The sequence below is a fragment of the Streptomyces sp. NBC_00887 genome, assembly GCF_045207585.1.
Genome location: NZ_CP108788.1, coordinates 1,694,115 through 1,719,542 on the forward strand (window position 1 = coordinate 1,694,115; position 25,428 = coordinate 1,719,542).

Genomic DNA, 25,428 nt, shown 5'->3' on the forward strand with positions numbered 1-25,428 from the left:
CCCCGTCGGCTCTGTGGCTGACGGGGCCGGATGGCCGGGCGCTGCGTCGCCGGTGGGACGGATCAGGCGTCGATGCGGTTCCGCTCCCCCGCCGGGACCGCGACCGCGAGCGTGTTGCCGGGCGGCGGGAAGGGGCAGATGAAGTGGTCGGCGAAGGCGCAGGGCGGCAGCAGCGCGCGGTTGAGGTCGACCCTGACCTTGCCGGCCGCGTCCGGGGCCTCGGGCCGCAGGAAGCGGAAGCGGTAGCTGCTGTCTCCGCTGGTGGCATCGGCGAAGACGGCCCAGAGCGAGCCGTCGGGCTCGACGGCGACCTGGAGCGTGTGCTCCGCGCCGTCCAGCCGGAAGGCGATCTCGCCGCCGAGACCCAGCCCCCGCTCGCGCCCGTCGGCGTTCGCCACCCGGACGGTCCGGTCGGAGCCGTACGGGCGGAAGGTGCCCCCCAGCGACCAGCGCACGTCGTAGGGGGTGGCGTCGATGGTGCGGAAGGAGTGCCGTGCGGGTGACTGCGGGTCGAAGTCCCTCACTGCCCAGAGGCCTTCGCGGCTCAGTACGACCAGCCGGCGCTCACCCTGCGCCACCCGGGACGCGTCGATCGGCCCGCGGTCGGCGCCCAGGCGGACCTCGCCGTCCAGCGCCTTCCCGTCGACGGTCAGCCCGTCCTCGGCGGCGGCGGTGAGCACCACCTCGTCCCCGTCCTCACGCCACTGCCCCGGCACGGCCGGAATTCGACCGTCCGGGTGGTCGGAGAGCCAGTGGGTGCCCGTGAGGGAGAGCGGCCCGTGCGGCGCCGCCACCGCGACGATGCGCGCCTCGTGCCACCGCTGCCAGTCCTGGAAGTCCTGGCTGCCCTGCTGTACGTCCGTGCTCATGTGATCAACCTTTCCATACCGGCTCGGCCAGACCGAGGTGCGACCGCAGGGTGGAGCCGGTGTACTCGGAGCGAAACGCTCCCCGTTCCTGGAGGAGCGGGACGACCCGGTCGACGAAGTCGTCGAGGCCGCCCGGTGTGAGTTGCGGTACGAGGATGAAGCCGTCGGCCGCGTCGGTGGCGACGAACCTCTCCAGTTCGGCGGCCACCGACTGCGGTGAGCCGATGAATGACTGGCGGGCCGTGGATTCGATGACCGTCCGGCGGATGGACAGCCCCTTGGCTGCCGACAGGGCACGCCACTTGGCCACCACGGCCAGCGGATCGGCGACCCGGACCCTGCCCTTCACCAGCCCGGACTCGGGGTCCGGCTCGATGTCGGGCAGGGGGCCGTCCGGGTCGTACGAGGAGAGGTCGCGGCCCCAGACCTGTTCGAGGGCGAGAATGGCGTTCTGCGGGGAGACCTGCTGCCGGCGGATCTCGGCGGCGTTCTCCTGCGCCTCGGCGTCGGTGTCGCCGAGGACGACGGTGACTCCGGGCATGATCTTCAGGTCGTCGGGCTGCCTGCCGTACTTCGCGAGCCGTTCCTTGACGTCGGCGTAGAAGATCCGCCCCGCTTCCAGGGTGCCGTGCCGGGTGAAGATGACATCGGCGGCCGATGCGGCGAACTCCCGGCCTTCGTCGGAGTCCCCGGCCTGGATGACCACGGGGTGCCCCTGTGGGGAGCGGGGGACGGTGAACTCTCCGGAGACCTCGAAGTGCTGTCCGGAGTGCGCGAACGGCCGGGAGGTCCCGTCCGGAGTCCAGGCGTCCCACAACTCCCGTGCGGTGGCGACGAATTCGGCGGCGCGGGTGTAGCGGTCCGCGCGGTCGAGGTAGCCGCCGCGGCGGAAGTTCTCCCCGGTGAAGGCGTCGGAGGAGGTCACGACGTTCCAGGCGGCACGCCCGTCACTGAGGTGGTCGAGCGTGGCGAGGCGGCGGGCGAGTTCGTACGGCTCGTTGAAGGTGGCGTTGACGGTGGCCGCGAGCCCCAGGCGGTCGGTGACGGCGGCCAGGGCGTTCAGGACGGTGAGGGACTCCGGGCGGCCGACCACGTCCAGGTCGTGGATCCGGCCGTTGTGCTCGCGCAGCCGCAGCCCTTCGGCGAGGAAGAAGAAGTCGAACCGGCCGCGTTCCGCGGTTCTGGCCAGGTGCTCGAAGGAGGCGAAGTCGATCTGGCTGCGGGAGCGGGGGTCCGCCCACACGGTGGTGCTGTTGACGCCGGGGAAGTGGGCGGCGAGGTGCATCTGCTTCATGAGGTCGCCCCCGAAGTCCTTGCGTGCGCGTAGCGGTTGGCCGGGCGGGCCAGGCCGAGGTGCTCGCGCAGTGTGCCCCCCGGATAGAAGGTGCGGAAGAGGCTGCGGTGCTGGAGCAGGGCCACGGTGCCGTTGACGATCCTTTCGAGGTCTCGCTCGGGGGTGATGGGGGTGAGGTGGAATCCGTCGACGGCCCCGCCCCGGTGCCACTGGGTGATGAGTTCGGCGAGGTCGACCGGGCCGCCCCGGAAGTAGGTGCCCCGCCCGGCGAGCTGCGGACCGTTCGCCAGCCCCGGTTCCGGTGCCGTCTCCGCGTCCCCGAGGTCGACGGTGAGGGAGACCAGCACCCGCAGGGTGTCGGGATCGCGGCCGTGCGCAGCAGCGATGCGGCGCACATCCGTGCGAAGGGAGGCCGCCTGCTCGGGCGAGGTGGCCCGTACGTACACCACGTCGGCGTACCGCCCCGCGGATTCCCGGGCCGGGCCGCCCGTGCCGTCGAAGACGGTGACGGGCCTGCCCTGCGGCGGCCGGGGCACGATGGCCGGGCCCCGTACGGAGAAGGTGCTGCCCTCGAAGTCGACGTAGTGCAGTTTGTCGCGGTCGATGAACCGGCCGGTGGCGGCGTCCCGGATCTCCGCGTCGTCCTCCCAGCTGTCCCACAGCCGGGCTCCGACGTCGGCCGTCTCCCCGGCCTCCTGCCACAGGGCGGCGGCGGGTGCGGCACCGCGGCGGCCGAACAGCCGGGCCTCGGCCTCGGTCGTCGACACGTCGGCGTGCCAGCCGGCCCGGCCTCCGCTGACCCAGTCGAGAGTGGCGACGGCGGACGAGACGTGGAAGGGCTCGGTGTGTGTGGTGGTGACGGTCGGTACGAGACCGATCCGGGTGGTGGCGGGGGCGACCCGGGCGAGCACGGCGAGCGCGTCCGGGCCCGGCGGGGCGAAGGAGTCGCCGAGGGTGACGAAGTCGAGCGCGCCCTGCTCGGCGAGGCGGGCGAGCGCGACGTGGGAGGCGGCGTCGTAGCGCGGCGGACCGCCGATCTCGGCGGCCAGATGGAGTGGCCTGGTGGCAGACATTGCGGGGACCTCTCGGGGTCAGTTCTTGGTCTTGGGGAGGCCGGGCGGGTTGATCTCCGACTTCTCGACGGCCTCGTTGGACAGCCCCCAGCGCTTCAGCACCTCGGCGTAGGAGCCGTCCTGGACGATGTGGTCGATCGCCGCGCCGTAGGCCTCGACCAGGCCGCTGTCCTTCTTCGTGGTGACGGCGATCTTCCCCTGGACGCCGTCACCGCCGCCGGAGAGCGTGCCGATGATCTCGGACTGCCCGGCCGCGGCGACGTGGTAGTTGGCCGAGGGGCTCGGGCCGAGGTGGGCGTCGATCCGGCCCGACTGCAGGGCCAGGTAGTAGTCGGTGTCCTTCTGGAAATACTTGATCTCCACCGGCTTCCGGCCGGCCTTGACGTTCTGCTCGCTCCAGTCGACGAGGATCTTCTCCTGGTTGGTGCCCGAGGAGACGGAGATCGTCTTCCCCGCCACGTCCTCGGGGCCCTTCACCTTCCAGCCGGAGCCCTTCTTGGCCTCGAAGGCGATGTTGTCGAGCCGGTAGGTGGCGAAGTCGTACTTCTCCTTGCGCTCCTCGGTCACGGTGACGTTGGACAGGACGCCGTCGAACTTGGAGCTGTCGAGGCCGACGAAGAGGTTCTCCCAGGAGACCTCTTCGAACTGCGGCTTCAGCCCGAGCGTGTCGGCGATCAGGGTCGCTATGTCGATCTCGCTGCCGATCCGGGTCTTGTCGTCGGTCGCGTAGAAGCCGAGCGGGGGTGATGCGTCGGCGCTCGCACCGAGCCGGAGCGTGCCGCGCTCACGGACGGCGGCGGGCACCTTGGCGGCGATGGCGTCGACCTTCTCGCCCCTGATCCGCTTCTGGTCGGGCCCGATGTTGATCCCTGTGTCCTTCTCCCCTGCGGGACGGACCACGTCGGTGGCGGCGTCGCTGCTGCCGCAGGCGGTGAGCAGACCGGCGGCTGTGAGAGTGGCGAGGGCGACGGCGAGGGTGCGGCGGACGGACACGTGACTGCTCCTTGACTGCGGGGACACGGACTTCGGGGACAGGGACTGCGGGGCCATGGCTCAGAGGACCTTGGAGAGGAAGGCGCGGGTGCGCTCCTGGACGGGGCGGTCGAGTACGTCGGCGGGCGTCCCCTGCTCGACGATCCGCCCCCCGTCCATGAACACGACGGTGTCGGCGACCTCACGGGCGAAGCCGATCTCGTGTGTGACGACGATCATCGTGGTGCCCTGGTGCGCCAGGTCCTTGATGACGTCGAGGACCTCGCCGACGAGTTCGGGGTCGAGCGCGGAGGTCGGCTCGTCGAAGAGCAGCAGCTTCGGTTCGAGAGCGAGCGCGCGGGCGATGGCGACGCGCTGCTGCTGGCCGCCGGAGAGCTGCTTGGGGTACGCCCCCGACTTGTCGGCGAGCCCGACCCGGGCGAGGAGGGTCTCCGCAGCGGCGACGGCGTCCTTGCGGGTGCGGCCGAGTGCTGCGACCGGGGCCTCGATGATGTTCTCCAGGACGGTCAGGTGCGGGAAGAGGTTGAAGTTCTGGAAGACGAAGCCGATCTGGGTGCGCTGGCGCAGGACCTCGCGTTCGCGGAGCTCGTACAGCTTGTTGCCGGACCGGCGGTAGCCGACGAGGGTGCCGTCGACGCTGATCCAGCCCTGGTCGACCTTCTCCAGGTGGTTGATGGTGCGCAGCAGGGTGGACTTCCCCGAGCCGGAGGGGCCGAGGACGACGGTCACCTCTCCCGCCCGTACGGACAGGTCGATGCCGCGGAGCACTTCGAGGGAGCCGAAGCTCTTGTGCACGGCGCGGATCTCGACCATGGCGTCCGCGGTGTTCGCCGGTGCGTCGGTGGATGCATCTGTGGGTGCGCTCATCGCACTGTCCCCTTGGCGTAGTGGCGTTCGACGTAGTACTGGAGGACGGAGAGCACGGTGGTCAGGAGGATGTACCAGACCGTGGCGACCATCAGCAGGGGCACGACCCTGCCGTTGCGGCCGTAGACGACCTGGACCTGGTAGAAGAGTTCGCCGATCGCCATCACGGAGACGATCGAGGTGCCCTTGAAGAGGGAGATGATCTCGTTGGCGGCGTTCGGCAGGATGGAGCGCATCGCCTGCGGCAGCACGATCCGCCGCAGCTGCCGCAGCCGGGGGATCCCGAGGGCGGCGGCGGCCTCCAACTGGCCGCTGTCCACGGCCAGTACGCCGCCCCGGACGATCTCCGCGGCGTACGCCGCCTGGTGCAGCGCGAGCCCGAGGACGGCCGCGCTCATCGCTCCGACGAGGTTCATCGTGTCGAAGGAGAGGAAGCCGGGTCCGAACGGGATGCCGAACTGCAGCTCCTTGTAGAGGTAGGCGAGGTTGAACCAGAACAGCAGCTGGACGATGAGCGGGATCGAACGGAACGCCCAGATGTAGGCGTACGCGACGGCCCTGAGGAAGGGGCTGGCCGACAGCCGCATGAAGGCGAGGACGATGCCGAGCGCGAAGCCGAGGACCGTTCCGTAGAAGGTCAGCTGGAGGGTGACCCAGACCGCCTTGAGGATGGTCTCGGTGGTGAAGAACTGGGCGAAGACGTCCCATTCCCAGCCGGGGTTGGTGATCAGCCCGTTCAGGAACTGGGCGAGCAGGACCGCGGTGGCCGCGACGGCGACCCAGCGCAAGGGGTGGCGCAGTGGGACGACGGTCAGCTCGGCGAAGCCGGGCCCGTCGTGCGGGGGTGTTCGTACGGTCTCTTTTTCGATGGGTGGATCACTGGTCAGCGGCATTCGGATTCCTTCGGCGACGTGTACGGGAGGAGGTGCCGCACTCACGCGGTGCGGCGGTCACGACAGGAGAGGTCGCGCAGGAACGCGAGCGCCGTGCGGGCGGTGGCGTCGTTCTGCCGGAACGCGGGGCCGCCGGTGCGCGGCCTGGTGAAGGCGCCGCTCGACCGTGCGGTGGTGTACGGGCCGAGGGCGAAGCGGCGCGGGTGCGGCCGGCCGTCGACGCCCAGGATCCGGCTGTCGCGGGCGTCCACGGAGAGCAGTCCCGTGTCGGTGCCGGCGGCCCCGTCCTCGTACAGTCCGCGCAGCAGCCGGCTGCGGGTGCGGTGCAGGGACGGGTCGGGGAGTCTGGCCTCGACCAGTGCCCGCGCCTCGGTGAACTCTCCGGGCACGGTCGTGCCGGAGGCCCTGAAGACTCCCCGCTCCTCGTCGGCCTCGACGGTGAGCCCGGCTCCGAGGAAGCGGACGACTCCGGCGCGGGACAGGGCGAGGAGCTGGCGCAGCCGGGGGCCGGGTGGTCCGGAGGCGAGGTAGCTGAAGAAGCTGTGCCACTTCTCGCCGATGTCGCCGAAGTGGATCAGCTGCCCGTAGACGGACAGCAGTCCGAGGAAGACCGCGAGATCGGAACTGTTGGCCGGGTCGTGGCGGCGTGCCAGGTCGGCGGTGATGTAGTCGCGCAGCCCGTCCTGCAGGGTGTCGTACGAGGCGTGGCGCACCCCGTCCAGCGGGTGGTCGAGCGCCTCCAGGTCGAGCCGGTCGGCGGGGTCGGGTACGGCCGAGGAGACGAGGGCCCGCAGTTCGGCGCTGCCGGGCTCCGCGACGGCGTACTTCTCCTCGAAGTCGCCCCATTCGACGGTGGTGCGCTCGGGGTGGGTGGTGAAGAGCCGGTGGTAGTGGGCGTGGCCGAGCTCCTTGCCGACCAGCGGCCACAGTTCGCGCCGGAAGTCCACGGGGCCGGGGCCGCTCAGCAGTTCCTCCACCCGGTCGGGTCCGAAGTGCCGCGGCAGGGGCGGCCGTTCACCCGTCCAGGGGTAGCCGATCTTCGAGTGGTACGGAACGCCGCGCCGCGATCCGACGTACAGGACGGGTTCCTGGCCCGAGGCGACGTAGACGCCGTTCTCGTACCGTCCGCCCCGGCCCTCGGTGAGCAGGACCATGAGATCGATGAAGGCGAGCCCGAAGCCGCGGACGATGACCGGCTCGCCCGCGGTCAGGGCCGTCAGGTCGGTGTCGGCGGTGAAGTCGGGTGGCAGGTGGACCAGCCCGTGCCGTGCCGCGAAGTCGCCCAGTTCCCGCTGTGCGGGGTCGAGTTCGGCGTCGAGGTGACCGACGGTGAGGACGACGAGGTCGGCGACGACGGGCTCGGTGCGCCCGTCGAGCCAGACGCGCTGCCGGCCGTCGCGGGGACCGGTGATCTGCCGTGCGCGGCCCAGGTGTTCGTGGACGGTGATGCCCGGCGGGAGTGAGGCGAGCGCCTGCTCGTACACCCAGCGCAGATAGGCGCTCTGCAGTCGGCGGCTCGGGAAGTCCTGGGCGCCGAGCCCTCGTATCTCCTCCAGTATCGCGGGGGCGGCGCCGGTCGTGGTCCGCCCCTCGCGGATGTCGGCGGCCCAGGTGTGCAGGGCGGGGCCGGGGCGTACGGGGCCGTCCTGCTGCACCGTGTCGTCGGTGAACATGGTGACGTCCTCGGCCATGGAGTTCATCCAGAGCAGCGGGGACTGTTCCTGCCGCCAGATCCGGCCGCCGCCGGGCGGATACGGGTCGACGAGGTGGACGTCCAGGCGCAGGCCCTCGTACAGGTCCTCCGCGTTGGCGGCGATGCGTTCGATGACGCCGGTGCCGCGGGGTCCGCCGCCGATGATGACCAGGGTCGGTACGCCGCTCATCGGGCGTCTGCCGTGCCGCGCGCGTAGTGGCGTTCGACGTAGTACTGCCCGAGGGACAGGAGGGAGGTGACGGCGATGTACCAGAGGGTGGCGACCAGCAGCAGCGGGATGACTTCGTACGTGCGGTGGTAGACGAGCTGCACCGAGTAGAGCAGGTCCTGCACGGCGATGATGCTGACGATCGAGGTGCCCTTGAGCGTGCCGATCAGCATGTTCCCGGCGGGCGGGACGATGGAGCGCATGGCCTGCGGCAGCACGATCCGCCGGAGCCGGCGCCAGGGTCCGAGGCCGAGCGACTGGGCGGCCTCCAGCTGTCCGCGCTCGACGGAGAGGATGCCGCCGCGGACCACTTCGGCGGCGTACGCGGCCTCGTGGAGGGTGAGTCCGATGACGGCCACGGCGAGGGGGCCGAGGATGTTCACCGTGCTGACGCCGAGGACCTCCGGGTACAGCGCGCCGATGTTGAACCAGAAGAGCAGCTGGACCAGGATCGGGGTGGACCTGAACAGCCAGATGTATCCCCAGCTGACGGCCTGCAGCACACGGTTGCCGGAGAGCCTGAGCACGGCGAGGAGCGTCCCGAGGGCGAAGCCGAGCACCATCACGAGGGCGGTGAGCCACAGGGTGAGCCCGAGGCCGCGCAGTACGGAGGCGGTGGTGAGGTAGTCGCCGACGACGTCCCACTGGAACGCGTCGTTGCGGATGACCGAGCTCAAGGCCCCCGCGAGAAGCAGCAGGACGGCAACGGCCGCTGCCCACTGCCCTGTTCGTCGTACCGGGACGATGCGTGGGGCGGAGGCTTCGTCGTGCTGTGCGGGCGGGGCCGGAAGCGGTGGCGGGAGGGTATCTGTCTGCGCAGACATGCGAAGGCTCCGTGGATGCAGAGATCGAACACGGGATGTGCCTTCAGCAGAAACACAACGTGGACCGGGCCCCTCAGCGCCGGTCCGGTTCCGAGACAACCGCTGTCCGGGGCCGGTTGTCAAGCTTGTCCACACTGTGAGCCTTACGTCTCAGGCCAGTTGACGTGCAACCGGATGCCTGCTCCACTTGGGCCATGTATTCGCAGCAGTGGCTGGTCACCCGCTCCCACATCGACTTCGGTCGCGTGTGGTCCTCTTCCTGTTGAGCTGACCCCCCTGCTTTTCCGCTGTTCCCCGCTCGCGCCCCTGCCGGCGCTCGAGCTGATCTTCCACGTGCCTTCCCGTACACGACGCCGCTCCACCCTCCCCTCGTACAGCTGATCTCCCGCCCCGTGGCTCCGTGCGCCCACGCACCGGAGCGCGGTCGACGAACCCGGAGAGTTTCCGTCATGCCCCGAACCCGGCACACCGCTGCCTTCGCCCTGATCACCGTTGCCGCACTCACGCTCACCGCCTGCGGATCGGGTGACCCGGCGGCCTCCTCGGCCGGCACCGGCCCCGCGGGCAAGGGGAAGTTCTCCACGGTCGATGTCGTCTCGTCGGTGAAGAAGAACGAGGCTGCGGCGAAGCTGCTGCCCGCCGATGTACGCGACTCGGGCACCCTCACCATCGCCTCCGGCGTCGGCACCCCGCCCGGAGCGTTCTACCTGGAGGACGGCAAGACCCTGAGCGGCGCGGACATAGAGTTCGCGGACGCGGCGGCCAAGGCCCTCGGACTGGAACTGAAGCGTGAGGTCGCCTCCTTCGAGGCGATCCTCCCGGCGCTCGGCAGCGGGAAGTACGACCTGGGCACCGGCAACTTCGGGGTGACCGACGAGCGCCTGAAGACGATCGACTTCGTGACGTACATCAACGACGGCCAGGGCTTCGCCGTCCGCGACGACAGCAAGCTGAAGGACGTCACCGACCTCACCCAGCTCTGCGGCCTGACCGTGGGCACCAGCGCCGGGACCACGTTCGAGGCGACGCTGGAGGAGAACAAGCACGTGTGCGCCGACGCGGGCAAGGAGGCGTACGACGTGAAGACGTACGCCGACCAGGCCGCCGTCTGGATCTCGCTCCAGCAGGGCCGCAGCGATGTCGTCATGTCGACGATCAACGGGCTGCGCTACGCCGTGACCCAGCAGAAGGGGCTGCGCTTCCTGAGCGAGTTCAAGCGGCTCGATGTCGGCTTCGCCTTCAAGAAGGGCACCCCGCTCGCGCCCGCCTTCCAGGCGGCGGTCAACGGCCTCAAGACGGACGGGACCTACGACCGCATCCTGCAGAAGTGGGGCACGAAGGGTTCGGCGATCGAGGCGTCGCAGATCTCGCCGCCCGAGATCGGGTGAGGGCGGGCGACCGCCTCACGTACGACCGCCCCCCGCGTTGCCCGGGTGCGGCGGCCCGACCGGCCGGTTCAGCAGTCGCACCCGCAGTCGCAGCAGCCGCCGTCCTCCCCGCCGCAGCTGCAGCAGTTGCTGCAGCAGTCGCAGGCGTCGCAGCAGTCACTGCAGTCGCACTTCTGGCAGAGGCCTTCGCGTTCCTGCCCCGACCAGGGGTCGTGGAAGCTTCCGCAGCACATCTGGCAGGTGCAGGCGAGTCCCGCCCAGACCAGGCAGCCGGCGATCAGACCGCGCCGGTTGCGGGGCGGCTCGGGCGGGAGCGGCGGGCCGTACGGACCACCGGGTGTCGGCGCGTACGGGTTGCCGGGTGCCGGGCCGAAGGATCCCGACGGCAGGTCCGGCTGATGCGAGCAGGACGCCGAGCCGAAGGCCCGGTCCACCGAGCGCCGCAGCTCGTGCACCAGCAGCACATGCGCCAGCTTGCCGTCGGTGAACTCCGCGTCGCGCATCGCGAGGCGCACCCCGTGGAGTGCGTCGTCGCACAGCCGCCGGGCCTCGGAGAGCGGCGTGCCGGTGGCGGTGAGCGGGTTCCAGGCACCCGACGCCGCGTCAGTTTCCTGGTCCTCCACGGCGTCCAGCAGGTGGGCCAGCCGTCCGAAGAGCCGCCCGGCCTCGGCGAGCGGCGCGGCGTTCTGCGGCTTGCCCGCGAGTACGGCGGTGTGCGCGAAGGCCGCGGCCGTCGCCGTCTCGGTGGGTTCGGTGACCGTCAGCAGGGGTGTACCCGGTCCGGCGAGTGATTCGATCCCGGTCTGCCGGTCGACGGCGTCGACCAGTACCGCCGTGTCGAATCCGAGCTCGGCGCCGGTCCGCGCGCCGGCCCTGTCCCAGCCTGCGGCCACCCGGCGCGCCGCGGCGGCGACCGGACGCCGCTTCAACAGCCCGTCCCTGTCGGCCACGTGGTCGCGCACCTTCGCCGACGCCAGCACGAGCGAGACGGCGGCGGCGAGTCTGGCCCCTTCACCGTGGGCGACCGGAGCCGTCCGCATCGAGCGCAACGGGCAGGGGCCCGCGGTGCGCCGCTGTCCCGTGACCCGTTCGCTCTGAGCCTCCGTCAGGACCGAGACGATCAGGCCGTCGTAGTTGGTGACGATCCGGGCGAACTGGCCGTGGTCCGCGCGAAGGGCGAGACACAGCCCGCAGAGATGGGCCATCCACTCCGTCTTGAGCCTCTCGGAGAGCCGATGGGTACAGGGCCTCACTATTCCGAACACGACGATCCCCCGGGAGCCGTTCACCTGATGTGCCGCGCTCGTGCACATGCGCGGCGTGCATCGTATCGAGTGACCCGTTCACCCGTACGTCCCCCATGTCACCCGTACGGACCGGAGGATCGTATTTTCTTTCCGTGAGCGGCCCTACACAGGAGGAACCTTGACGAAACGCCACATCTTCTGCACCAGTACCGTCACGAATCCCCTGCGCGCCGACTATCCCCTTGGCGCAGTATCCGCATCATGGACGACGATGGGGACAGGAAAGAGATGCGGACAGCAAGGAACCGCGGTGAGAGGAGGCGTCCATGGGATCGGTGCGCAAGGCGAGTGCCTGGCTGGGCCTCGTAGAGGACAACGACGAGCGGTACTACGACGACGAGTACTCCGAGGATGCTGAGACCGGCACGAACCAGGCCTGGACGACCGACCCCCGCGTGCAGGTGGCTGTCGAGACGGCCGAGGACAGAGGCCGCCGGATCGCCACCGTCACCCCGGACAGCTTCCGGGACGCGCGCGGCATCGGCGAGCTCTTCCGGGACGGTGTACCGGTGATCGTCAACCTCACGGCCATGGACCCCGCCGACGCCAAGCGCGTCGTGGACTTCGCCGCAGGTCTGACGTTCGGGCTGCGCGGCTCGATCGAGCGCGTGGCCACACGGGTCTTCCTCCTGACCCCCGCCGACACCCAGGTGGTGACCGGCGAAGCCGCCGGCCGGAAGGCCGACGGCTTCTTCAACCAGAGCTGAGCAGGGCGCTCGCCGGACAGATCCGGTTCACCGTCCGCCTTCTACCGGAAGGCGTCCAGACCGGTGAGCGCCTTGCCCAGCACCAGCTGGTGCATCTCCACGGTGCCCTCGTAGGTGAGCACCGACTCCAGATTCGTGGCGTGCCGCATCACCGGGTACTCCAGCGAGATCCCGTTCGCGCCGAGAATCGTGCGCGAGGTGCGGCAGATCTCGATGGCTTCCCGCACGTTGTTGAGCTTGCCGAAACTGACCTGCTCGGGACGGAGCCTGCCCGCGTCCATCCGCCGGCCCAGGTGGTGGGCGAGCAGGATTCCCTTGTGCAGTTCGACGGCCATGTCGGCGAGCTTGGCCTGGGTCAGCTGGAAGCCGCCGATCGGCTTGCCGAACTGCTCCCGGGTCTTCGCGTAGTCCACGGCCGACTCGAAGCTGGCGCGCGCCGCGCCCATGGCCCCCCAGACGATGCCGTAACGGGCATGGCTGAGACAGCTGAGCGGGCCGCGCAGACCGGTGACGCCGGGAAGTACGGCATCGGCGGGCAGCCGCACCCCGTCGAGGACGAGCTCGCTGGTGACCGAGGCACGCAGTGACCACTTGTGCCGGATCTCCGGCGCGGAGAATCCCGGGCTGTCCGTGGGCACGACGAAGCCGCGGATGCCGGAGCCGCCGTCGGCCCCGTCGGTCTGCGCCCAGACGACGGCGACCCCGGCGACCGATCCGTTGGTGATCCACATCTTGCGGCCGGTGAGGATCCAGTCGTCGCCGTCACGCTCGGCGTACGTCCGCATCCCGGCCGGGTCCGAACCGTGGTCCGGCTCGGTGAGGCCGAAGCAGCCGATGATCTCGCCGGCCGCCATGCCGGGCAGCCACTGCTGCTTCTGCTCCTCGGAGCCGAAGCGGTGGATCGCGTACATGGCGAGAGAGCCCTGGACGGAGACGAGGGAGCGGATGCCGGAGTCGGCCGCCTCCAGCTCCAGACAGGCCAGGCCGTACTGGACCGCGGTGGCGCCGGCACAGCCGTATCCCTGCAGGGACATGCCCAGGGCGCCGAGGGAGCCGAGTTCGCGGGCCAGCTCGCGGATTCCGGGGAGCTCGCCGTTCTCGTACCACTCGGCGATGTGCGGCAGGACGCGGTCGGTGGCCCAGGTGCGCACGGTGTCGCGGATCGCGAGGTCCTCCGGCTCGAGGAGATCGTCGATGCCGATGGGGTCGGCCGGGTCGAACGGCGGGAGTTTCGACGGCTTGACGGACATGGAAGTGCCTCCGGCGGCTCGCACGGTACTAAAACTAGCAGTGATAGTTATGGCGTCGTGCCGACGTTACGGCTCAGCGCGGCGCCCGTCCAGAGCCCGTGGCCTCGGCGGGTTCGCGCCGCGCGGGCAGTGCGAGCCGGCGGCCCGGCCGCTTCTGCACCGGCAGTGCACGCGGCTCGGAGCGTTGCCCCGAGGCCGCCTGTTCGGCCGCGCGCGGTCGGCAGGTCTCCCTGGCCGGAGCACAGTCCATGACCTTCGGCAGCCGCAGCGCCGCCAGTGCCCCGAGCAGCAGCAGTCCGGCGCTGACCAGCAGGGTGACATGCAGACCCTGGACGAACGCGTGCCGGGCCGTGTTCCGGAGCAGATCACCCATCGGTCCGCCCAGCCGGCCCGCCACCTGGTACGCCTCGCCGAGCGAGTTCGAGGCGGCCGAGCCGGCCGCGGCGGGCACACCCTCCTCGTGGAGCCGTGCCAGTCCGGGCGCGTAGGCCGCGTTCATGACACTGCCGAGCAGGGCGATACCCAGTCCGGCGCCCAGCTGGTACGAGGTCTCGCCGATCGCCGCCGCGCCGCCGGCGCGTTCGGCGGGCGCCTCGCTCAGCATCGATTCGTACGCCCCGAAGAGCGTGGACTGCAGCCCGAAGCCCAGCAGCACGAAGCCCGCGGTGAGCAGCACCGGCCGGTCGTGCTGCCCCATCAGGGTCAGCAGGAGCACCGAGGCCGCCGTGAGGACGAAGCCCCAGCCAACCATGCGGCGGGGGCCGATCCGGCTCAGGGTGTACGAACCGGTGGCGCCGGCCGCCATCGCGGCGAAGGTCAGCGGGAGGAGCCGCAGACCGGTTTCCAGTGGGCTGAGGTCCAGCACCAGCTGGAGGTACTGGACGGCGATCAGCTCCAGTCCGACCAGGGCCAGCATCGCGAGGACGATGCAGCCGACGGCGGTGGTGAAGGCGGGCCGGGAGAACATCGCGATGTCGATCAGCGGATGCGTACGGCGTTTCTGTCTGCGCACGAAGAACACCAGCAGCGCGGCTCCCGCGAGCAGCGGGGCGACACCGGCGAGGTCCAGCCCTCCACCACCCATCCGCTTGACCCCGAGGACGACTCCGAGCACGCCTGCCGCGGCCACCAGGGCGCCGACCACGTCCCAGGGGCCGTCTCCGGTGCCGCGGGACTCGGGCAGCAGGAAGCGTCCGAGCGGAAGGATCATGGCCATGAGCGGGATGTTGATGAGGAAGACCGAACCCCACCAGTAGTGCTCGACGAGGAATCCGCCGATGACCGGTCCGGCGGCGGCGCCCACGGCGGCGACCGCGGTCCATATGCCGATGGCCAGGGCGCGCTCGCGCCGGTCGGGGAAGACCTGGCGCAGTATCGACAGCGTCGCGGGCATGATCATCGCGCCGCCGACACCGAGCAGGGCACGGGCAGCTATCAGCAGGGCGGGAGTATCGGCTGCCGCCGCCAGCGCGGAGGCGATCCCGAAGAGCGCGTAGCCGAACAGCAGGACACGCCGTCTGCCGATCCGGTCACCGAGCGTGCCGAAGAGGATCAGCAGCGAGGCACAGACCAGCGGATAGGCGTCCACGATCCACAGCAGGCCGACGGCGCTGGGCCGCAGGTCCTCGGTGACGGCGGGGACGGCGACGTGCAGCACGGTCGCGTCGAGCGCGACCAGCAGCAGACTGAGGCAGAGGACGACCAGGACGACCCAGCGGTTGGCACCGCCGGCTGCTGCGCGCAGCCGGGTCACAGCCGTGGACGTCCCGCTCATATACGTACCTCCCAATGAGTCCCTCGCGCTCGGCAGACCTACCGGGGCCCCGGCTTTCGGCGTCCCTCAGGTCCGGCATCGACGGGCGAGTGAGCCGTCAGCGTACGCGAGTTCCACGTGGTCACACGTGGTCCAGCTCATACCTTCGCCCGGCCCCGAGTGTGTCGTACGCCACTTCCGACCCATCGGCGGGGCCGTATCCGAGGCCCCCCGCACCGGTGTGGGGGCGGCCCGGAGGGCTCCCGGGGCGGCGCTCCGGGCGCCGCATCGCGTCTCCTCCGAATGGCCGGGTGAATACATACGAAAGATGCGTCACACCATTACGTCGATGATCAAACATTCCCACGAATTGCCATCGGAGCGAATAGGCCGCACGGCGGATCGGATTCTTCGCGGCACCCGTAATGGATACCGGTCTGAGACAAAGTCCACATCACATCGTCATCACAAAGAGCCGGGATCGACCGGATCGCACACTCACTCGCTGTAACGTCCTTTGCGTGCGTACCGACATCTTTGCCCGGCTGGACCGGGAGCCGGAACCGCCGAAGATAGAGATCCCGCGGATGAGTCGTCACCGCATCGCTCTCTTCGGCGGGACTTTGGCGTTCTATCTCGCCATCGTCGTTGCCGTGCTGGTCTCGTCCTGGCTGGTGGCTCTCGACTGGAAGGTCATGCTGTTCCGGCCTTACCAGCAGTGGCCCGGACTCCATGCCTTCCTCGACTACTACGTCGTGCTCGGCCAGCGTGGCCCGACGGCCGTGATGGTCGCCTCCTGGCTCGGCTGGCGCTCCTGGCGCCAGCACACGCTGCGCCCCCTGCTCACGCTGGGTGCCTCGCTGCTGCTGCTCAACGTGACGGTCGGGGCGGTCAAGCTCGGCCTGGGGCGGCTCGGCCCGCACTACGCCACCCAGATCGGCTCCGCGGAGCTCTTCGCGGGCGGCGATATATTTCCTTCGGGACACACCGCCAACGCCGTGGTGACCTGGGGAATCCTTGCCTATCTGGCCACCACGCCGCGCGCCAGGCGCTACCTGTCGGCCCTGTCCGCGTTCGTCTCGCTGGGCGTGGGGCTGACCACCGTCTACATCGGCACGCACTGGCTCAGCGACGTCCTGCTGGGCTGGGCCGCCGGTCTGCTGATCCTGCTGGCCCTGCCCTGGTTCGAGCCGCTGATCACCCGTACGGAGGTCTGGATCCTGTCCGTGCGCGAGCAGTGGCGCGCTCGGCGCAGGGCGCAGGCCGCCGCCCCGGTGGCCGCGGACGGCCCCGCGCCGGTGCTCCTGCCCCAGTCGCTGAGCACGCTCGGCACCGAGCGGGCCGAAAGCCGTGACTCCGCGCCGGACGCACCGACGGCCGGTGGCCATACCGGCACGGGCACCCGGGCGAGGGCCCACCCCGCGCACGGGGCCCGCTCGGAACGGACGCCGATCACCCCGGCCGGCTCGCGGCGCCCGCCGCACGCGGACCGCACCCCCCGGGGCGGCACGACTCCGGCCCACCCGGTGACGGGCGGATCGGTCGCCCCCTGAGCTGCCCGGACGGTAAGCACAGCCGCTTCCCTGCATGAGTGAAGGCCCCGACTCCGGTCGGGGCCTTCACTCGTACGGAGGGGGTTCAGCCCACCCAGCAGCGGGTCACGGTGGAGGCGTCGACCTCGAAGTTGATCCGCCCGCCGACGAACTCCATGGTGATGAAGGTGCCGGGCGCAAGAGCCCTCACCGTGCTCCAGCCACGCGCTCTGGCCTGCCGTTCGGCGGTTTCGGCGTCGAGGCCGACGTACGACTGGGGGGTGTCGTCCGGCTGGGCGGGAGGGGTCGGTATAGGTGCCATACCTCTCACCGTAGGCGGCACCGCACCGTGACGGAAGCCTGGGCGGTAACAAGCGGCGATGCATCCCCACGTACCTCACCGGTCACGCTTGTGTCACAGGATCCCCACACCCGTTTACTTCGAACCGCTTCACCCGAACGAGCCATCCGGGCGCACACAGTAAGAATGCGGACTGTCCGGAGAATGACTATCCGGTGCCCACGAAGGGAATTGCGGGAGAGATACGGCACGAGGTCCGCATTCCCCCCGGCTCACGAAGGCGGGCGTAAACAGTTTCGCCACCCTGAATGTGCGCGGCCTTATGCGGGTCTTATGAAACCGCGATCCCCGCAGTGCCCCTCACCCGGGCCCCGTCCGTCCGTCCGCACTATCCGGAATGAAACGATCCGGGATGTCGTGGCCAGAGCTCACCCGGCACGCCCCTTGCGCACCGCGTCGGCCGCCTTGTAGCGCAGCGCGTACGCCCCGTCCAGGACAGTGCCCCTGGAGCGGTGGAGCACGGTGCGCAGTGCGCTCCGGGAACGGCCCCGCGGACCTTGCGCGACCAGCTCGGTGAAGAGCTTCTCGTGCCGTTCCGCGATCGGTGCCGGGTCGAACCGCGCGGAGGAGGCCCGCGCGGCGCGTCCCATCCGACGCCTCAGCTCGTCGTCGTCGATCAGGGCGAGAAGGGCCCGCGCGAACGCGTCGGTGTCACCCACCGGCACGAGCCGCCCGTCCGTGCCGTCGTCGATGATCTCGGCCGGACCGTGCGGGCAGTCGGTGGCGACGACCGGCAGTCCGCAGCGCATCGCCTCGACGATGGTCATGCCGAACGACTCGCGCTCCGAGGTGACAGCGGCGATGGAGCCCTTGGGCCACTCCGCCTCCATCGGATGGACCGAGCCCATGAGGCGCACCCGGTCCTGGAGGCCGAGTGCGTCGATGAGTCCGCGCAGTGTCTTCTGCTCGTTGCCGGTCGCGTCGCCACCTCCGTAGATCCGCAGTCGCCAGCCGGGGCGGGCAGCCGCCACCTCGGCGAAGGCGCGCACCAGTAAGTCGTACCGCTTGACCCGGTGCAGCCGGCCCGCCGCGATGACCCACTTGGCGTCGGACTCCGCGGGCGGGCCCGCGGGCTCCGGCACGCTGTTCGGGATGGACTCGATCCGTACGCCGGGCAGCCGCAGTCTGTTCCGGTAGTCGCGGGCGTCCGCCCGGGTGACGGTGGTGACCGCGTCGAGCAGTCCGTACCGGTGGCTTATCTCCCGCCGCAGCCGGTAGCTGTGGCTGTCGAGGGTGAGGTGCTCCTGGCCGATGCGCACGGGCCCGCGCCGCGCCTGTGCGCTGATGTGGACGTTGAGGCCGGGGCGCGTACCGATGACGACATCCGCTTCGAGCGCGCCCAGATGCGCCGCGATCCGGGTGTCGGTGAGCCTGCTGTACTGCCGGTGCCTGGTGTCGCCGCGCGGGAACACCGCGGCAGGCCTGGCATGCTCACCGTCGCCGCCCTCGTAGTACGGACTCGCCTTGCGCAGATCGACGAGGTGGCTCATCCGTACGCCGCCGGGCGCACCCAGCGCGGGTTCGTCACGGTGCCGGAAGACCGACACGATGTCGACGTCGTGCTGCTCGGCCAAGGTCTGCGCGAGCGTGAAGGTGGTACGGATCGTTCCCCCGATGCCGTACGCGTTGTGGAGCAGAAATGAAAGGTGCATTACGTAGTCGTTTCCCCTGGTCGACTGGTCTGCAACGGACATTACGCGGCGTCAGGAACGGTCCCAGGGTTCGCACAGGAGTCGTACAGAGTCGTAACAATTCGAACGAACGCCCGTGCATGGAGGATTCATCCGCGGAATACCCGACTCCGCATCAGTTTCCCGATCTGTCGATGTATCGGCCTGCCGACTCTCCCGCTTTTCTCCTCACGATTCGCGCGTGACCCCGGCCCCGGATCGCCCGTTGTCTCTTCATGAGCCGGGAACCGCCCGGCCCACGCACCGAGTTCGAGGAGCCACCCGTGCCGCGCATGCTCGACGTCAGCGAGGACGTACGCGCCGAGATCGGCGACGCCGAAGCCGACCGGCTGCTCGTCGGCGACAACGCCCCAGGCAGTTACGACTGCACCTCCTGCCGCACTCCCGGCGACTCCGACCAGGAGCGCACCAGCACGGTGCTGTTCATCGGCGAGGAGACCGCCGTGCTCGCGTTCGCCCACGCGACCTGCATCCCGTCGCAGGTCGTCCAGGTCACCGAGAACCAGCTGCAGGGCGCCGTGCGATCCATCACCGGCAGCGAGCCACAGAACGCGGAGAGCCTCATGCCCCAGCAGGCCGTCCTCGGCATCACCAGCGGTCTCGTCCTCATCGAGGATGATCTCCGCCCGGCCCTGGTCGTCGAACCGACCGGCCCGATCGCCCGGCCGGGCACGGACGGCCTCGCGGGCGACCAGTTCCTCCAGCTGCTGCAGGAACAGGGTTTCCTGCACACGCCCGATCTGAACCGTCTGCCGGCCGTGCTCCCCGGCTGGTCGGTCCTCCTCGCCATGGGGCAGCTGCACGCAGTGCTGCAGCCGGGCGCCGGAGGCGGCAACCCGGTCGCCTGGTGGCAGGCCCATCAGCCGCTCCAGGTCACCGAGGGCTGGCGGGCTGCGGTGAACAAGTCGCAGACCGTGCTCGTCTTCGCCGCCCCGGCGGGCTCGATCGGCCAGCAGCCGCGCGAGGACCTGCTCCGCGACGCGCTGGACAAGGCCGCGGTCAACGGGCTCCTGGTCGCCGCGTCGATGCCGCTGGCCGGAACCTGACCGTGTCCGTGCTGCCTTCCCACACCCGCCGAACAGCGTTTTCTCCGCCGGGCCCGCATCCGACGGGCGGTGAGGTCGTTGGCACCTACGTGCACTCATACGACCCTCCGCGCCAGCAGCAGACCCCGATCCCTGCCATGCGCCCGTCGCAGGAACCCTCGGACGGCAAGTCCCCCACCCCGATCTACGACGCGCTGTACTCCGAGTACCGGCGGTCGTTCCGGGCGCTGCCTGGGGACCGGAACGGTGAGGAGAATCTCGGCTTCAGAACGTTCGGCACCGGGATGTTCGGCAGTCGTGCGCCGCTGGGCGGCCGCGCGGCGAACGGGCAGGGCAGCCAGAGCGCCCACACCGGGAACCTCGGATCCTGGCAGCGGGTCGGACGACATGCCGGGCACGCCCGGCCCGCGGCGCTGCCGCCCGGGTCCTCGGACGCCTGACGGCACGACGAAGCCCCGGACCACTCGCTCCGTGCGAGCGGTCCGGGGCTTTCCGTCGTGCCGTTACTTCTTGCGGCCGCGCTTCTCGCGCACGCGGACCGAGATGTGGAGCGGAGTCCCCTCGAAGCCGAACTCCTCGCGCAGGCGGCGCTCGACGAAGCGACGGTAGCCGTGCTCCAGGAAGCCGGAGGCGAAGAGCACGAACCGCGGCGGCTTCACGCCGGCCTGCGTCCCGAAGAGGATGCGGGGCTGCTTGCCGCCGCGGACCGGGTGCGGGTGGGAGGCGACGATCTCACCGAGGAAGGCGTTCAGCCGACCGGTGGGGATACGGGTCTCCCAGCCCTCGATCGCGGTCTCGATCGCCGGGACCAGCCGCTCCATGTGACGGCCGGTGACGGCCGAGACGTTGACGCGGGGAGCCCAGGCGACCTGCGCGAGCTCCGTCTCGATCTCGCGCTCGAGGTAGTAGCGACGCTCCTCGTCGAGGGTGTCCCACTTGTTGAAGGCGAGCACGATCGCGCGGCCCGCCTCGACGGCCATGGTGACGATCCGCTGGTCCTGGACGCTGATGGACTCGCTCGAGTCGATCAGGATGACGGCGACCTCGGACTTCTCCACGGCGGCCGCGGTGCGCAGGGAGGCGTAGTAGTCCGCGCCCTCCTGGAGGTGGACCTTGCGACGGATGCCGGCCGTGTCGATGAACTTCCAGGTGATGCCGCCGAGCTCGATCAGTTCGTCGACCGGGTCACGGGTGGTGCCGGCGAGTTCGTTGACGACGACCCGGTCCTCGTTGGCGACCTTGTTCAGGAGCGAGGACTTGCCGACGTTCGGGCGGCCGATGAGCGCGATGCGGCGCGGGCCTCCGAGGGCGGTGCCGAACGTCTGGGCCGGCGCCTCGGGCAGCGCCTCCAGCACGGCGTCGAGCATGTCGCCGGTGCCGCGGCCGTGCAGCGAGGAGACCGGGTGGGGCTGGCCGAGACCGAGCGACCAGAGCGCGGTCGCGTCCGCCTCGCCGCTCTGTCCGTCGACCTTGTTCGCGCACAGGACGACAGGCTTCTTCGCCTTGCGCAGCAGCCTGACGACGGCCTCGTCGGTGTCGGTCGCGCCGACCGTCGCGTCGACGACGAAGACGACCGCGTCGGCCGTCGAGATCGCGTACTCGGCCTGGGCGGCGACGGAGGCGTCGAGGCCCAGCACGTCCTGCTCCCAGCCGCCGGTGTCGACGAGCCTGAAGCGGCGGCCGGCCCATTCGGCCTCGTAGTTCACCCGGTCGCGGGTGACGCCCGGCTTGTCCTGCACGACGGCCTCGCGGCGGCCGAGGATGCGGTTCACCAAGGTCGACTTGCCGACATTGGGACGGCCGACGACGGCGAGGACGGGAAGCGGGCCGTGACCGGCCTCACCGATCGCGCCCTCGACCTCTTCGGGGTCGAACCCCTCCTGCGCGGCGAGCTCCATGAACTCCGCGTACTCGGCATCGCCAAGCGCTCCGTGCTCGTGGTCCGAGCCGTCGGAGTGAATCTGGTCGTTCATGAAGTCCGTTCCCTCTTTGCATCATCATCGATGGGCCACGATCGCGCGGCCCACTACTCAAGTCTCGCAGGCCCTGCCGTCAAACCGCTGACGGCCGGGCCTGGCGCCCGGTGAGGCGCCTGGCGTGCTCCAGGTGAGCGGTCAGCTTTCCCTGGATACGGAGCGTCGCCTCGTCCAGCGCCTTCCTGGTGCGCCGTCCGCTGCCGTCGCCGGCCTGGAAGGCGTCGCCGAAGACGACGTCGACCCGGCTGCGCAGCGGGGGCAGTGCCGGTATCAGCCGTCCGCGGCTCTCGGTGCTTCCCAGGACCGCCACGGGGACGATCGGTGCCCCGCCGCGTACCGCGAAGTACGCGAGTCCTGCCCGCAGGGAGGCGAAGTCCCCCTCGCCCCTGGTGCCCTCGGGGAAGATCCCGAGGACCCCGCCGTCGTCCAGCACACCGAGTGCCCGGGTGATGGCGGTGCGGTCGACGGTCGCACGGTCCACCTTCAGCTGACCGATTCCGCGCAGGAACGGGTCGAGGGGGCCGACGAACGCCTCTTTCTTGATCAGGAAGTGGACGGGCCGGGGCGCGGTGCCCATCAGCATCGGTCCGTCGATGTTGTGCGCATGGTTCACGGCGAGTATGACGGGTCCGGCGGCAGGTACCCGCCACGCACCGAGGACTCGTGGCTTGAACAGCCCGTACATGAGCCCGATGCCGATGCCCCGTCCGACGGCCGCTCCACGCAGTGCGGGTGCGGCGGTGGCTTCGGTCACTTCACGGCCTGCTTCTCCCCGACGAGGGTGACGACGCACTCGATGACCTGCTGAAGGGTCAGCTCGGTGGTGTCCACCTCGACCGCGTCGGCGGCCTTGGCCAGCGGCGAGGTCTTGCGGCCGGAGTCGGCTGCGTCCCGCTTGATCAGCGCCTCCTTGGTGGTGGCGAGATCGGAACCCTTGACCTCACCACTGCGACGGGCGGCGCGCGCCTCCGGGGAAGCGGTCAGGAAGATCTTGATGTCGGCGTCGGGCAGGACGGTCGTGCCGATGTCCCGGCCCTCGACGACGATGCCGCGCTCGGCCTCCGCGGCGATGGAGCGCTGCAGCCCGGTGATCAGGGTGCGCACCTCCGGGACGGCGCTGACGGCGCTGACCTTGGAGGTGACCTCCTGGGTGCGGATCGGACCGGAGGCGTCCTCGCCGTCGACGGTGATCGTCGGGGCGGCCGGGTCCGTACCGGAGACGATGACCGGCTTGGCGGCGGCGGTGGCGATCTCGGACGGGTTCTGCACGTCGATGCCGTTGTTCAGCATCCACCACGTGATCGCCCGGTACTGGGCGCCGGTGTCCAGGTAGCTCAGGCCGAGCTGGGCGGCGACGGCCTTGGAGGTGCTCGACTTGCCGGTGCCGGAGGGTCCGTCGATGGCGACGATCACTGCAGCCGGTGCGGTCCGGGCGGCGGCGCTTACGGTTTCCACGGTGGTGGACACCTTCCTGGTACACGGGGTGGGCGGAGCGGGGCCACGGGACGGCCTCCCCCAAGGTTACCGAGTGCGGGGAGGGCCCTTGCGCACCCCTGTCCCGCCGTCCCGCTACGGGCGGATCGACCAGCCCCGCTCGCTGAGCGCCGCGCTCAGTGCGGGCGCCGCGCTCGGCTCGACCATGAGCTGGACCAGACCGGCCTGCTGCCCGGTGGCGTGCTCGATGCGTACGTCCTCGACGTTGACCCCGGCCCGCCCGGCGTCGGCGAAGATCGCGGCCAGTTCACCGGGCCGGTCGCTGATGAGCACGGCCACGATCTCGTACGAGGCCGGCCCTGCGCCGTGCTTGCCCGGCACCCTCACCCGGCCGGCGTTGCCGCGACGCAGGACGTCCTCGATGCCTTCGGTGCCCGCGCGGCGCTTGTCCTCGTCGGCGGACTGGAGGCCGCGCAGCGCCCGCACCGTCTCGTTCAGGTCGGTGGCGACGCCGGCCAGGACGTCGGCGACCGGGCCGGGATTGGCGGAGAGGATCTCCACCCACATCCGGGGGTCGGAGGCGGCGATCCGGGTGACGTCCCGTATTCCCTGGCCGCACAGGCGTACGGCGGTCTCGTCGGCCTCCTCCAGGCGGGCGGCGACCATCGAGGAGATCAGCTGCGGGGTGTGGGAGACCAGGGCGACGGCGCGGTCGTGCGCGTCGGCGTCCATGACGACGGGGACGGCGCGGCAGAGCGCGACCAGTTCCAGGGCGAGGTTGAGGACCTCGGTGTCGGTGTCCCTGGTCGGGGTGAGGACCCAGGGGCGGCCCTCGAAGAGGTCGGCGGTGGCCGCGAGGGGGCCTGAGCGCTCCTTGCCGGCCATGGGGTGCGTACCGATGTACGTGGTGAGATCGATGCCGCGCGCCTCCAGTTCGCGGCGCGGGCCGCCCTTGACGCTGGCGACGTCCAGGTAGCCGCGGGCGACACCGTCACGCATGGCGGTGGCGAGTACGGACGCGGTGTGAGCGGGCGGTACGGCGATGATCGCCAGGTCGACGGGGCCCTCGGGCGCCTCTTCCGTACCGGCCCCGAGAGCCGCCGCCGTCCCGGCCGACGTGGTGTCCCGGTCGACGAGGTGGACATGGACACCCCGCCCCGCGAGAGCGAGGGCCGCGGAGGTGCCGACCAGGCCGGTTCCGATGACGACGACTGTTCTCACTGGGCGATGTCCTTGCGGAGGGCGCCGGTGGCGCCGAGGTAGACGTGGCTGATCTCTGCTTTGGAGAGATACGTCTCGACGTGCGCGAGTATGCGGACCACCCGGGGCATGGCCCCCGTGATGTCGAGCTCCTGGGCGCAGATCAGCGGTACGTCGACGATGCCGAGGCCGCGTGCGGCGGCGGCCGGGAAGTCGCTGTGCAGATCGGGGGTGGCGGTGAACCAGACGCTGATCAGGTCGTCGGGGACGATCTGGTTGCGCTCCAGGATCGCGGTGAGCAGCGCACCCACCTGCTCGTCCATGTGCCCGGCTTCGTCCCGCTCCAGCTGGACGGCGCCTCGGATCGCTCGTACCGCCACGTCGTAACCCCCTGCTTCTTCGATCTGCGTGCTCTTTCAGCCTAGAGGTGCGGCGGGACCCGCGGTCGCCGTGCTCTGTCCGTGAGACGCCGCCGCGGCGTGCACGGCGAGGAGGTTGCGCCAGATCCGCCCGGCGAGCTGTTCCGGTGTGGCGTCGGTCCGGTCGTGGACCCAGTCGGCGAGCATTCCGGTGAACAGCCCGGCCACGGCGCTCGCGGTGAGGTCGTGGCCGCTGCCGCCGGGCCTGCGCCGCCGCAGCTCGTCGATGCTGCGCTGCCGCAGCTCCCGGTGCAGCAGGTCGCCGAGAGGGCCGCCGGGGCCGAGCAGGCTCCGGAAGACCGGGGCACGGTCGCGCACGTCCGCGAGCAGGGCGACCAGCTCATCCGGTGGTGCGTCGGGTCCGGGGGGTGTCCGGTCCCAGGCGTGGAGGGCGTCGACCGCCTCCCGTACGGGCCCGGCACAGGCGTCCAGGGCCAGGGCGCGCAGATCGTCGTAGTGCAGATAGAAGGTGGCGCGCCCGACGCCCGCCCCGCGCACCACGTCCGCGACGCTGACCCGGTCCAGCGACCGCTCGGCGCAGGCCGCCAGCAGCGCCTCGCGGAGCCTGCCGCGGGTGCGCGCGGTCCGCGGGTCGCCGCTGCCGTCCGTCACCGCCGGCGTCATGGTGC

24 protein-coding genes are annotated in these 25,428 nt (G+C 70.6%); 5 read left to right on the forward strand and 19 right to left on the reverse strand.

Annotated elements, in window-relative coordinates:
* Positions 1 to 62 precede the first annotated feature (62 nt).
* Genes OG844_RS07705 through OG844_RS07740 form a run of 8 tightly spaced genes read right to left on the reverse strand, consistent with a single transcriptional unit; the run spans position 63 to position 8,735 of the window.
* On the reverse strand, positions 63 to 869 hold the full coding sequence (locus tag OG844_RS07705) for a DUF1684 domain-containing protein (RefSeq protein ID WP_406389053.1): 807 nt from the start codon (positions 867 to 869) through the stop codon (positions 63 to 65).
* A 4-nt stretch (positions 870 to 873) separates the two neighbouring features.
* Positions 874 to 2,163 carry an NtaA/DmoA family FMN-dependent monooxygenase gene (locus OG844_RS07710; protein WP_406389055.1) on the reverse strand — a complete coding sequence of 430 codons (1,290 nt, stop codon included), beginning with the start codon at positions 2,161 to 2,163 and terminating at the stop codon, positions 874 to 876.
* Positions 2,160 to 3,236, reverse strand: a complete 1,077-nt coding sequence (locus OG844_RS07715) for an LLM class flavin-dependent oxidoreductase (RefSeq protein ID WP_406389057.1) — start codon at positions 3,234 to 3,236, stop codon at positions 2,160 to 2,162. Before OG844_RS07715 ends, OG844_RS07710 begins: the two co-directional genes overlap by 4 nt.
* A gap of 18 nt (positions 3,237 to 3,254) precedes the next feature.
* Entirely contained in the window at positions 3,255 to 4,229 is a 975-nt protein-coding gene (locus OG844_RS07720) for an ABC transporter substrate-binding protein (protein ID WP_406389059.1), read from the reverse strand.
* Between the two features lie 60 nt (positions 4,230 to 4,289).
* Positions 4,290 to 5,042 carry an amino acid ABC transporter ATP-binding protein gene (locus tag OG844_RS07725; protein WP_406396040.1) on the reverse strand — a complete coding sequence of 251 codons (753 nt, stop codon included), beginning with the start codon at positions 5,040 to 5,042 and terminating at the stop codon, positions 4,290 to 4,292.
* Between the two features lie 50 nt (positions 5,043 to 5,092).
* Positions 5,093 to 5,989, reverse strand: a complete 897-nt coding sequence (locus tag OG844_RS07730) for an amino acid ABC transporter permease (RefSeq protein ID WP_406389061.1) — start codon at positions 5,987 to 5,989, stop codon at positions 5,093 to 5,095.
* A gap of 41 nt (positions 5,990 to 6,030) precedes the next feature.
* Positions 6,031 to 7,872: an FAD/NAD(P)-binding protein gene (locus tag OG844_RS07735; protein WP_406389063.1), complete on the reverse strand. Its 1,842-nt coding sequence runs from the start codon at positions 7,870 to 7,872 to the stop codon at positions 6,031 to 6,033.
* Positions 7,869 to 8,735: an amino acid ABC transporter permease gene (locus OG844_RS07740; protein ID WP_406389064.1), complete on the reverse strand. Its 867-nt coding sequence runs from the start codon at positions 8,733 to 8,735 to the stop codon at positions 7,869 to 7,871. The genes OG844_RS07735 and OG844_RS07740 overlap by 4 nt, the downstream gene beginning before the upstream one ends.
* Before the next feature lie 449 nt (positions 8,736 to 9,184).
* Here OG844_RS07740 and OG844_RS07745 point away from each other — a divergent pair, with 449 nt between their 5' ends.
* A complete protein-coding gene (locus OG844_RS07745) occupies positions 9,185 to 10,123 on the forward strand; it encodes an ABC transporter substrate-binding protein (RefSeq protein WP_406389066.1) in 939 nt (312 codons plus the stop codon).
* A 68-nt stretch (positions 10,124 to 10,191) separates the two neighbouring features.
* On the opposite strand, the gene OG844_RS07750 is transcribed toward OG844_RS07745, so the two are convergent.
* A complete protein-coding gene (locus OG844_RS07750) occupies positions 10,192 to 11,388 on the reverse strand; it encodes a DUF5685 family protein (RefSeq protein WP_406389067.1) in 1,197 nt (398 codons plus the stop codon).
* 308 nt (positions 11,389 to 11,696) lie between these two features.
* Between OG844_RS07750 and OG844_RS07755 the strand changes: the two genes are divergently transcribed.
* Positions 11,697 to 12,137, forward strand: coding sequence for a cell division protein SepF (locus OG844_RS07755; protein ID WP_406389068.1), 441 nt, complete (start codon positions 11,697 to 11,699; stop codon positions 12,135 to 12,137).
* Between the two features lie 41 nt (positions 12,138 to 12,178).
* Here OG844_RS07755 and OG844_RS07760 read toward each other — a convergent pair whose 3' ends face one another.
* A complete protein-coding gene (locus OG844_RS07760; protein WP_406389070.1) occupies positions 12,179 to 13,387 on the reverse strand; it encodes an acyl-CoA dehydrogenase family protein in 1,209 nt (402 codons plus the stop codon).
* A gap of 73 nt (positions 13,388 to 13,460) precedes the next feature.
* The gene (locus tag OG844_RS07765) at positions 13,461 to 15,161 is read right to left on the reverse strand and encodes an MFS transporter (protein ID WP_406389072.1); all 1,701 of its coding nucleotides are present in this window, start codon (positions 15,159 to 15,161) and stop codon (positions 13,461 to 13,463) included.
* 500 nt (positions 15,162 to 15,661) lie between these two features.
* Here OG844_RS07765 and OG844_RS07770 point away from each other — a divergent pair, with 500 nt between their 5' ends.
* Complete coding sequence (locus tag OG844_RS07770; protein WP_406389074.1) at positions 15,662 to 16,693, forward strand: phosphatase PAP2 family protein; 1,032 nt, start codon at positions 15,662 to 15,664, stop codon at positions 16,691 to 16,693.
* Positions 16,694 to 16,778: 85 nt separating this feature from the next.
* Here the strand turns inward: OG844_RS07770 and OG844_RS07775 are convergent, their stop codons facing one another.
* Positions 16,779 to 16,994, reverse strand: coding sequence for an I78 family peptidase inhibitor (locus tag OG844_RS07775; protein WP_406389076.1), 216 nt, complete (start codon positions 16,992 to 16,994; stop codon positions 16,779 to 16,781).
* A 407-nt stretch (positions 16,995 to 17,401) separates the two neighbouring features.
* A complete protein-coding gene (locus tag OG844_RS07780; RefSeq protein ID WP_406389078.1) occupies positions 17,402 to 18,685 on the reverse strand; it encodes a glycosyltransferase in 1,284 nt (427 codons plus the stop codon).
* Positions 18,686 to 18,987: 302 nt separating this feature from the next.
* Between OG844_RS07780 and OG844_RS07785 the strand changes: the two genes are divergently transcribed.
* Both OG844_RS07785 and OG844_RS07790 read left to right on the forward strand, forming a co-directional pair.
* The gene (locus OG844_RS07785; RefSeq protein WP_406389079.1) at positions 18,988 to 19,770 is read left to right on the forward strand and encodes a hypothetical protein; all 783 of its coding nucleotides are present in this window, start codon (positions 18,988 to 18,990) and stop codon (positions 19,768 to 19,770) included.
* A 137-nt stretch (positions 19,771 to 19,907) separates the two neighbouring features.
* A complete protein-coding gene (locus tag OG844_RS07790) occupies positions 19,908 to 20,210 on the forward strand; it encodes a hypothetical protein (RefSeq protein ID WP_406389081.1) in 303 nt (100 codons plus the stop codon).
* A 63-nt stretch (positions 20,211 to 20,273) separates the two neighbouring features.
* Here OG844_RS07790 and der read toward each other — a convergent pair whose 3' ends face one another.
* From der to OG844_RS07820, 6 genes are all read right to left on the reverse strand, one after another.
* Positions 20,274 to 21,743: a ribosome biogenesis GTPase Der gene (der, locus tag OG844_RS07795; RefSeq protein ID WP_406389083.1), complete on the reverse strand. Its 1,470-nt coding sequence runs from the start codon at positions 21,741 to 21,743 to the stop codon at positions 20,274 to 20,276.
* Between the two features lie 79 nt (positions 21,744 to 21,822).
* The gene (locus OG844_RS07800) at positions 21,823 to 22,500 is read right to left on the reverse strand and encodes a lysophospholipid acyltransferase family protein (RefSeq protein WP_406389084.1); all 678 of its coding nucleotides are present in this window, start codon (positions 22,498 to 22,500) and stop codon (positions 21,823 to 21,825) included.
* A complete protein-coding gene (cmk, locus tag OG844_RS07805) occupies positions 22,497 to 23,213 on the reverse strand; it encodes a (d)CMP kinase (protein ID WP_406389086.1) in 717 nt (238 codons plus the stop codon). Before cmk ends, OG844_RS07800 begins: the two co-directional genes overlap by 4 nt.
* A gap of 102 nt (positions 23,214 to 23,315) precedes the next feature.
* Positions 23,316 to 24,401 (reverse strand): prephenate dehydrogenase, encoded by a 1,086-nt coding sequence (locus tag OG844_RS07810; RefSeq protein WP_406389088.1) that lies wholly within the window; start codon positions 24,399 to 24,401, stop codon positions 23,316 to 23,318.
* Entirely contained in the window at positions 24,398 to 24,760 is a 363-nt protein-coding gene (aroH, locus tag OG844_RS07815; protein WP_406389090.1) for a chorismate mutase, read from the reverse strand. Before aroH ends, OG844_RS07810 begins: the two co-directional genes overlap by 4 nt.
* Positions 24,761 to 24,796: 36 nt before the next feature.
* Positions 24,797 to 25,423 carry a TetR/AcrR family transcriptional regulator gene (locus OG844_RS07820; RefSeq protein ID WP_406389091.1) on the reverse strand — a complete coding sequence of 209 codons (627 nt, stop codon included), beginning with the start codon at positions 25,421 to 25,423 and terminating at the stop codon, positions 24,797 to 24,799.
* Positions 25,424 to 25,428 lie beyond the last annotated feature (5 nt).

Excerpts from the sequence above, each read along its gene's own strand:
- OG844_RS07705 (WP_406389053.1), bottom strand. The coding sequence starts at position 869 with ATGAGCACGGACGTACAGCAGGGCAGCCAGGACTTCCAGGACTGGCAG.
- OG844_RS07710 (WP_406389055.1), bottom strand. The coding sequence starts at position 2,163 with ATGAAGCAGATGCACCTCGCCGCCCACTTCCCCGGCGTCAACAGCACC.
- OG844_RS07715 (WP_406389057.1), bottom strand. The coding sequence starts at position 3,236 with ATGTCTGCCACCAGGCCACTCCATCTGGCCGCCGAGATCGGCGGTCCG.
- OG844_RS07725 (WP_406396040.1), bottom strand. The coding sequence starts at position 5,042 with ATGGTCGAGATCCGCGCCGTGCACAAGAGCTTCGGCTCCCTCGAAGTG.
- OG844_RS07730 (WP_406389061.1), bottom strand. The coding sequence starts at position 5,989 with ATGCCGCTGACCAGTGATCCACCCATCGAAAAAGAGACCGTACGAACA.
- OG844_RS07735 (WP_406389063.1), bottom strand. The coding sequence starts at position 7,872 with ATGAGCGGCGTACCGACCCTGGTCATCATCGGCGGCGGACCCCGCGGC.
- OG844_RS07740 (WP_406389064.1), bottom strand. The coding sequence starts at position 8,735 with ATGTCTGCGCAGACAGATACCCTCCCGCCACCGCTTCCGGCCCCGCCC.
- OG844_RS07745 (WP_406389066.1), top strand. The coding sequence starts at position 9,185 with ATGCCCCGAACCCGGCACACCGCTGCCTTCGCCCTGATCACCGTTGCC.
- OG844_RS07755 (WP_406389068.1), top strand. The coding sequence starts at position 11,697 with ATGGGATCGGTGCGCAAGGCGAGTGCCTGGCTGGGCCTCGTAGAGGAC.
- OG844_RS07760 (WP_406389070.1), bottom strand. The coding sequence starts at position 13,387 with ATGTCCGTCAAGCCGTCGAAACTCCCGCCGTTCGACCCGGCCGACCCC.
- OG844_RS07765 (WP_406389072.1), bottom strand. The coding sequence starts at position 15,161 with ATGAGCGGGACGTCCACGGCTGTGACCCGGCTGCGCGCAGCAGCCGGC.
- OG844_RS07775 (WP_406389076.1), bottom strand. The coding sequence starts at position 16,994 with ATGGCACCTATACCGACCCCTCCCGCCCAGCCGGACGACACCCCCCAG.
- OG844_RS07780 (WP_406389078.1), bottom strand. The coding sequence starts at position 18,685 with ATGCACCTTTCATTTCTGCTCCACAACGCGTACGGCATCGGGGGAACG.
- OG844_RS07790 (WP_406389081.1), top strand. The coding sequence starts at position 19,908 with ATGCGCCCGTCGCAGGAACCCTCGGACGGCAAGTCCCCCACCCCGATC.
- der (WP_406389083.1), bottom strand. The coding sequence starts at position 21,743 with ATGAACGACCAGATTCACTCCGACGGCTCGGACCACGAGCACGGAGCG.
- OG844_RS07820 (WP_406389091.1), bottom strand. The coding sequence starts at position 25,423 with ATGACGCCGGCGGTGACGGACGGCAGCGGCGACCCGCGGACCGCGCGC.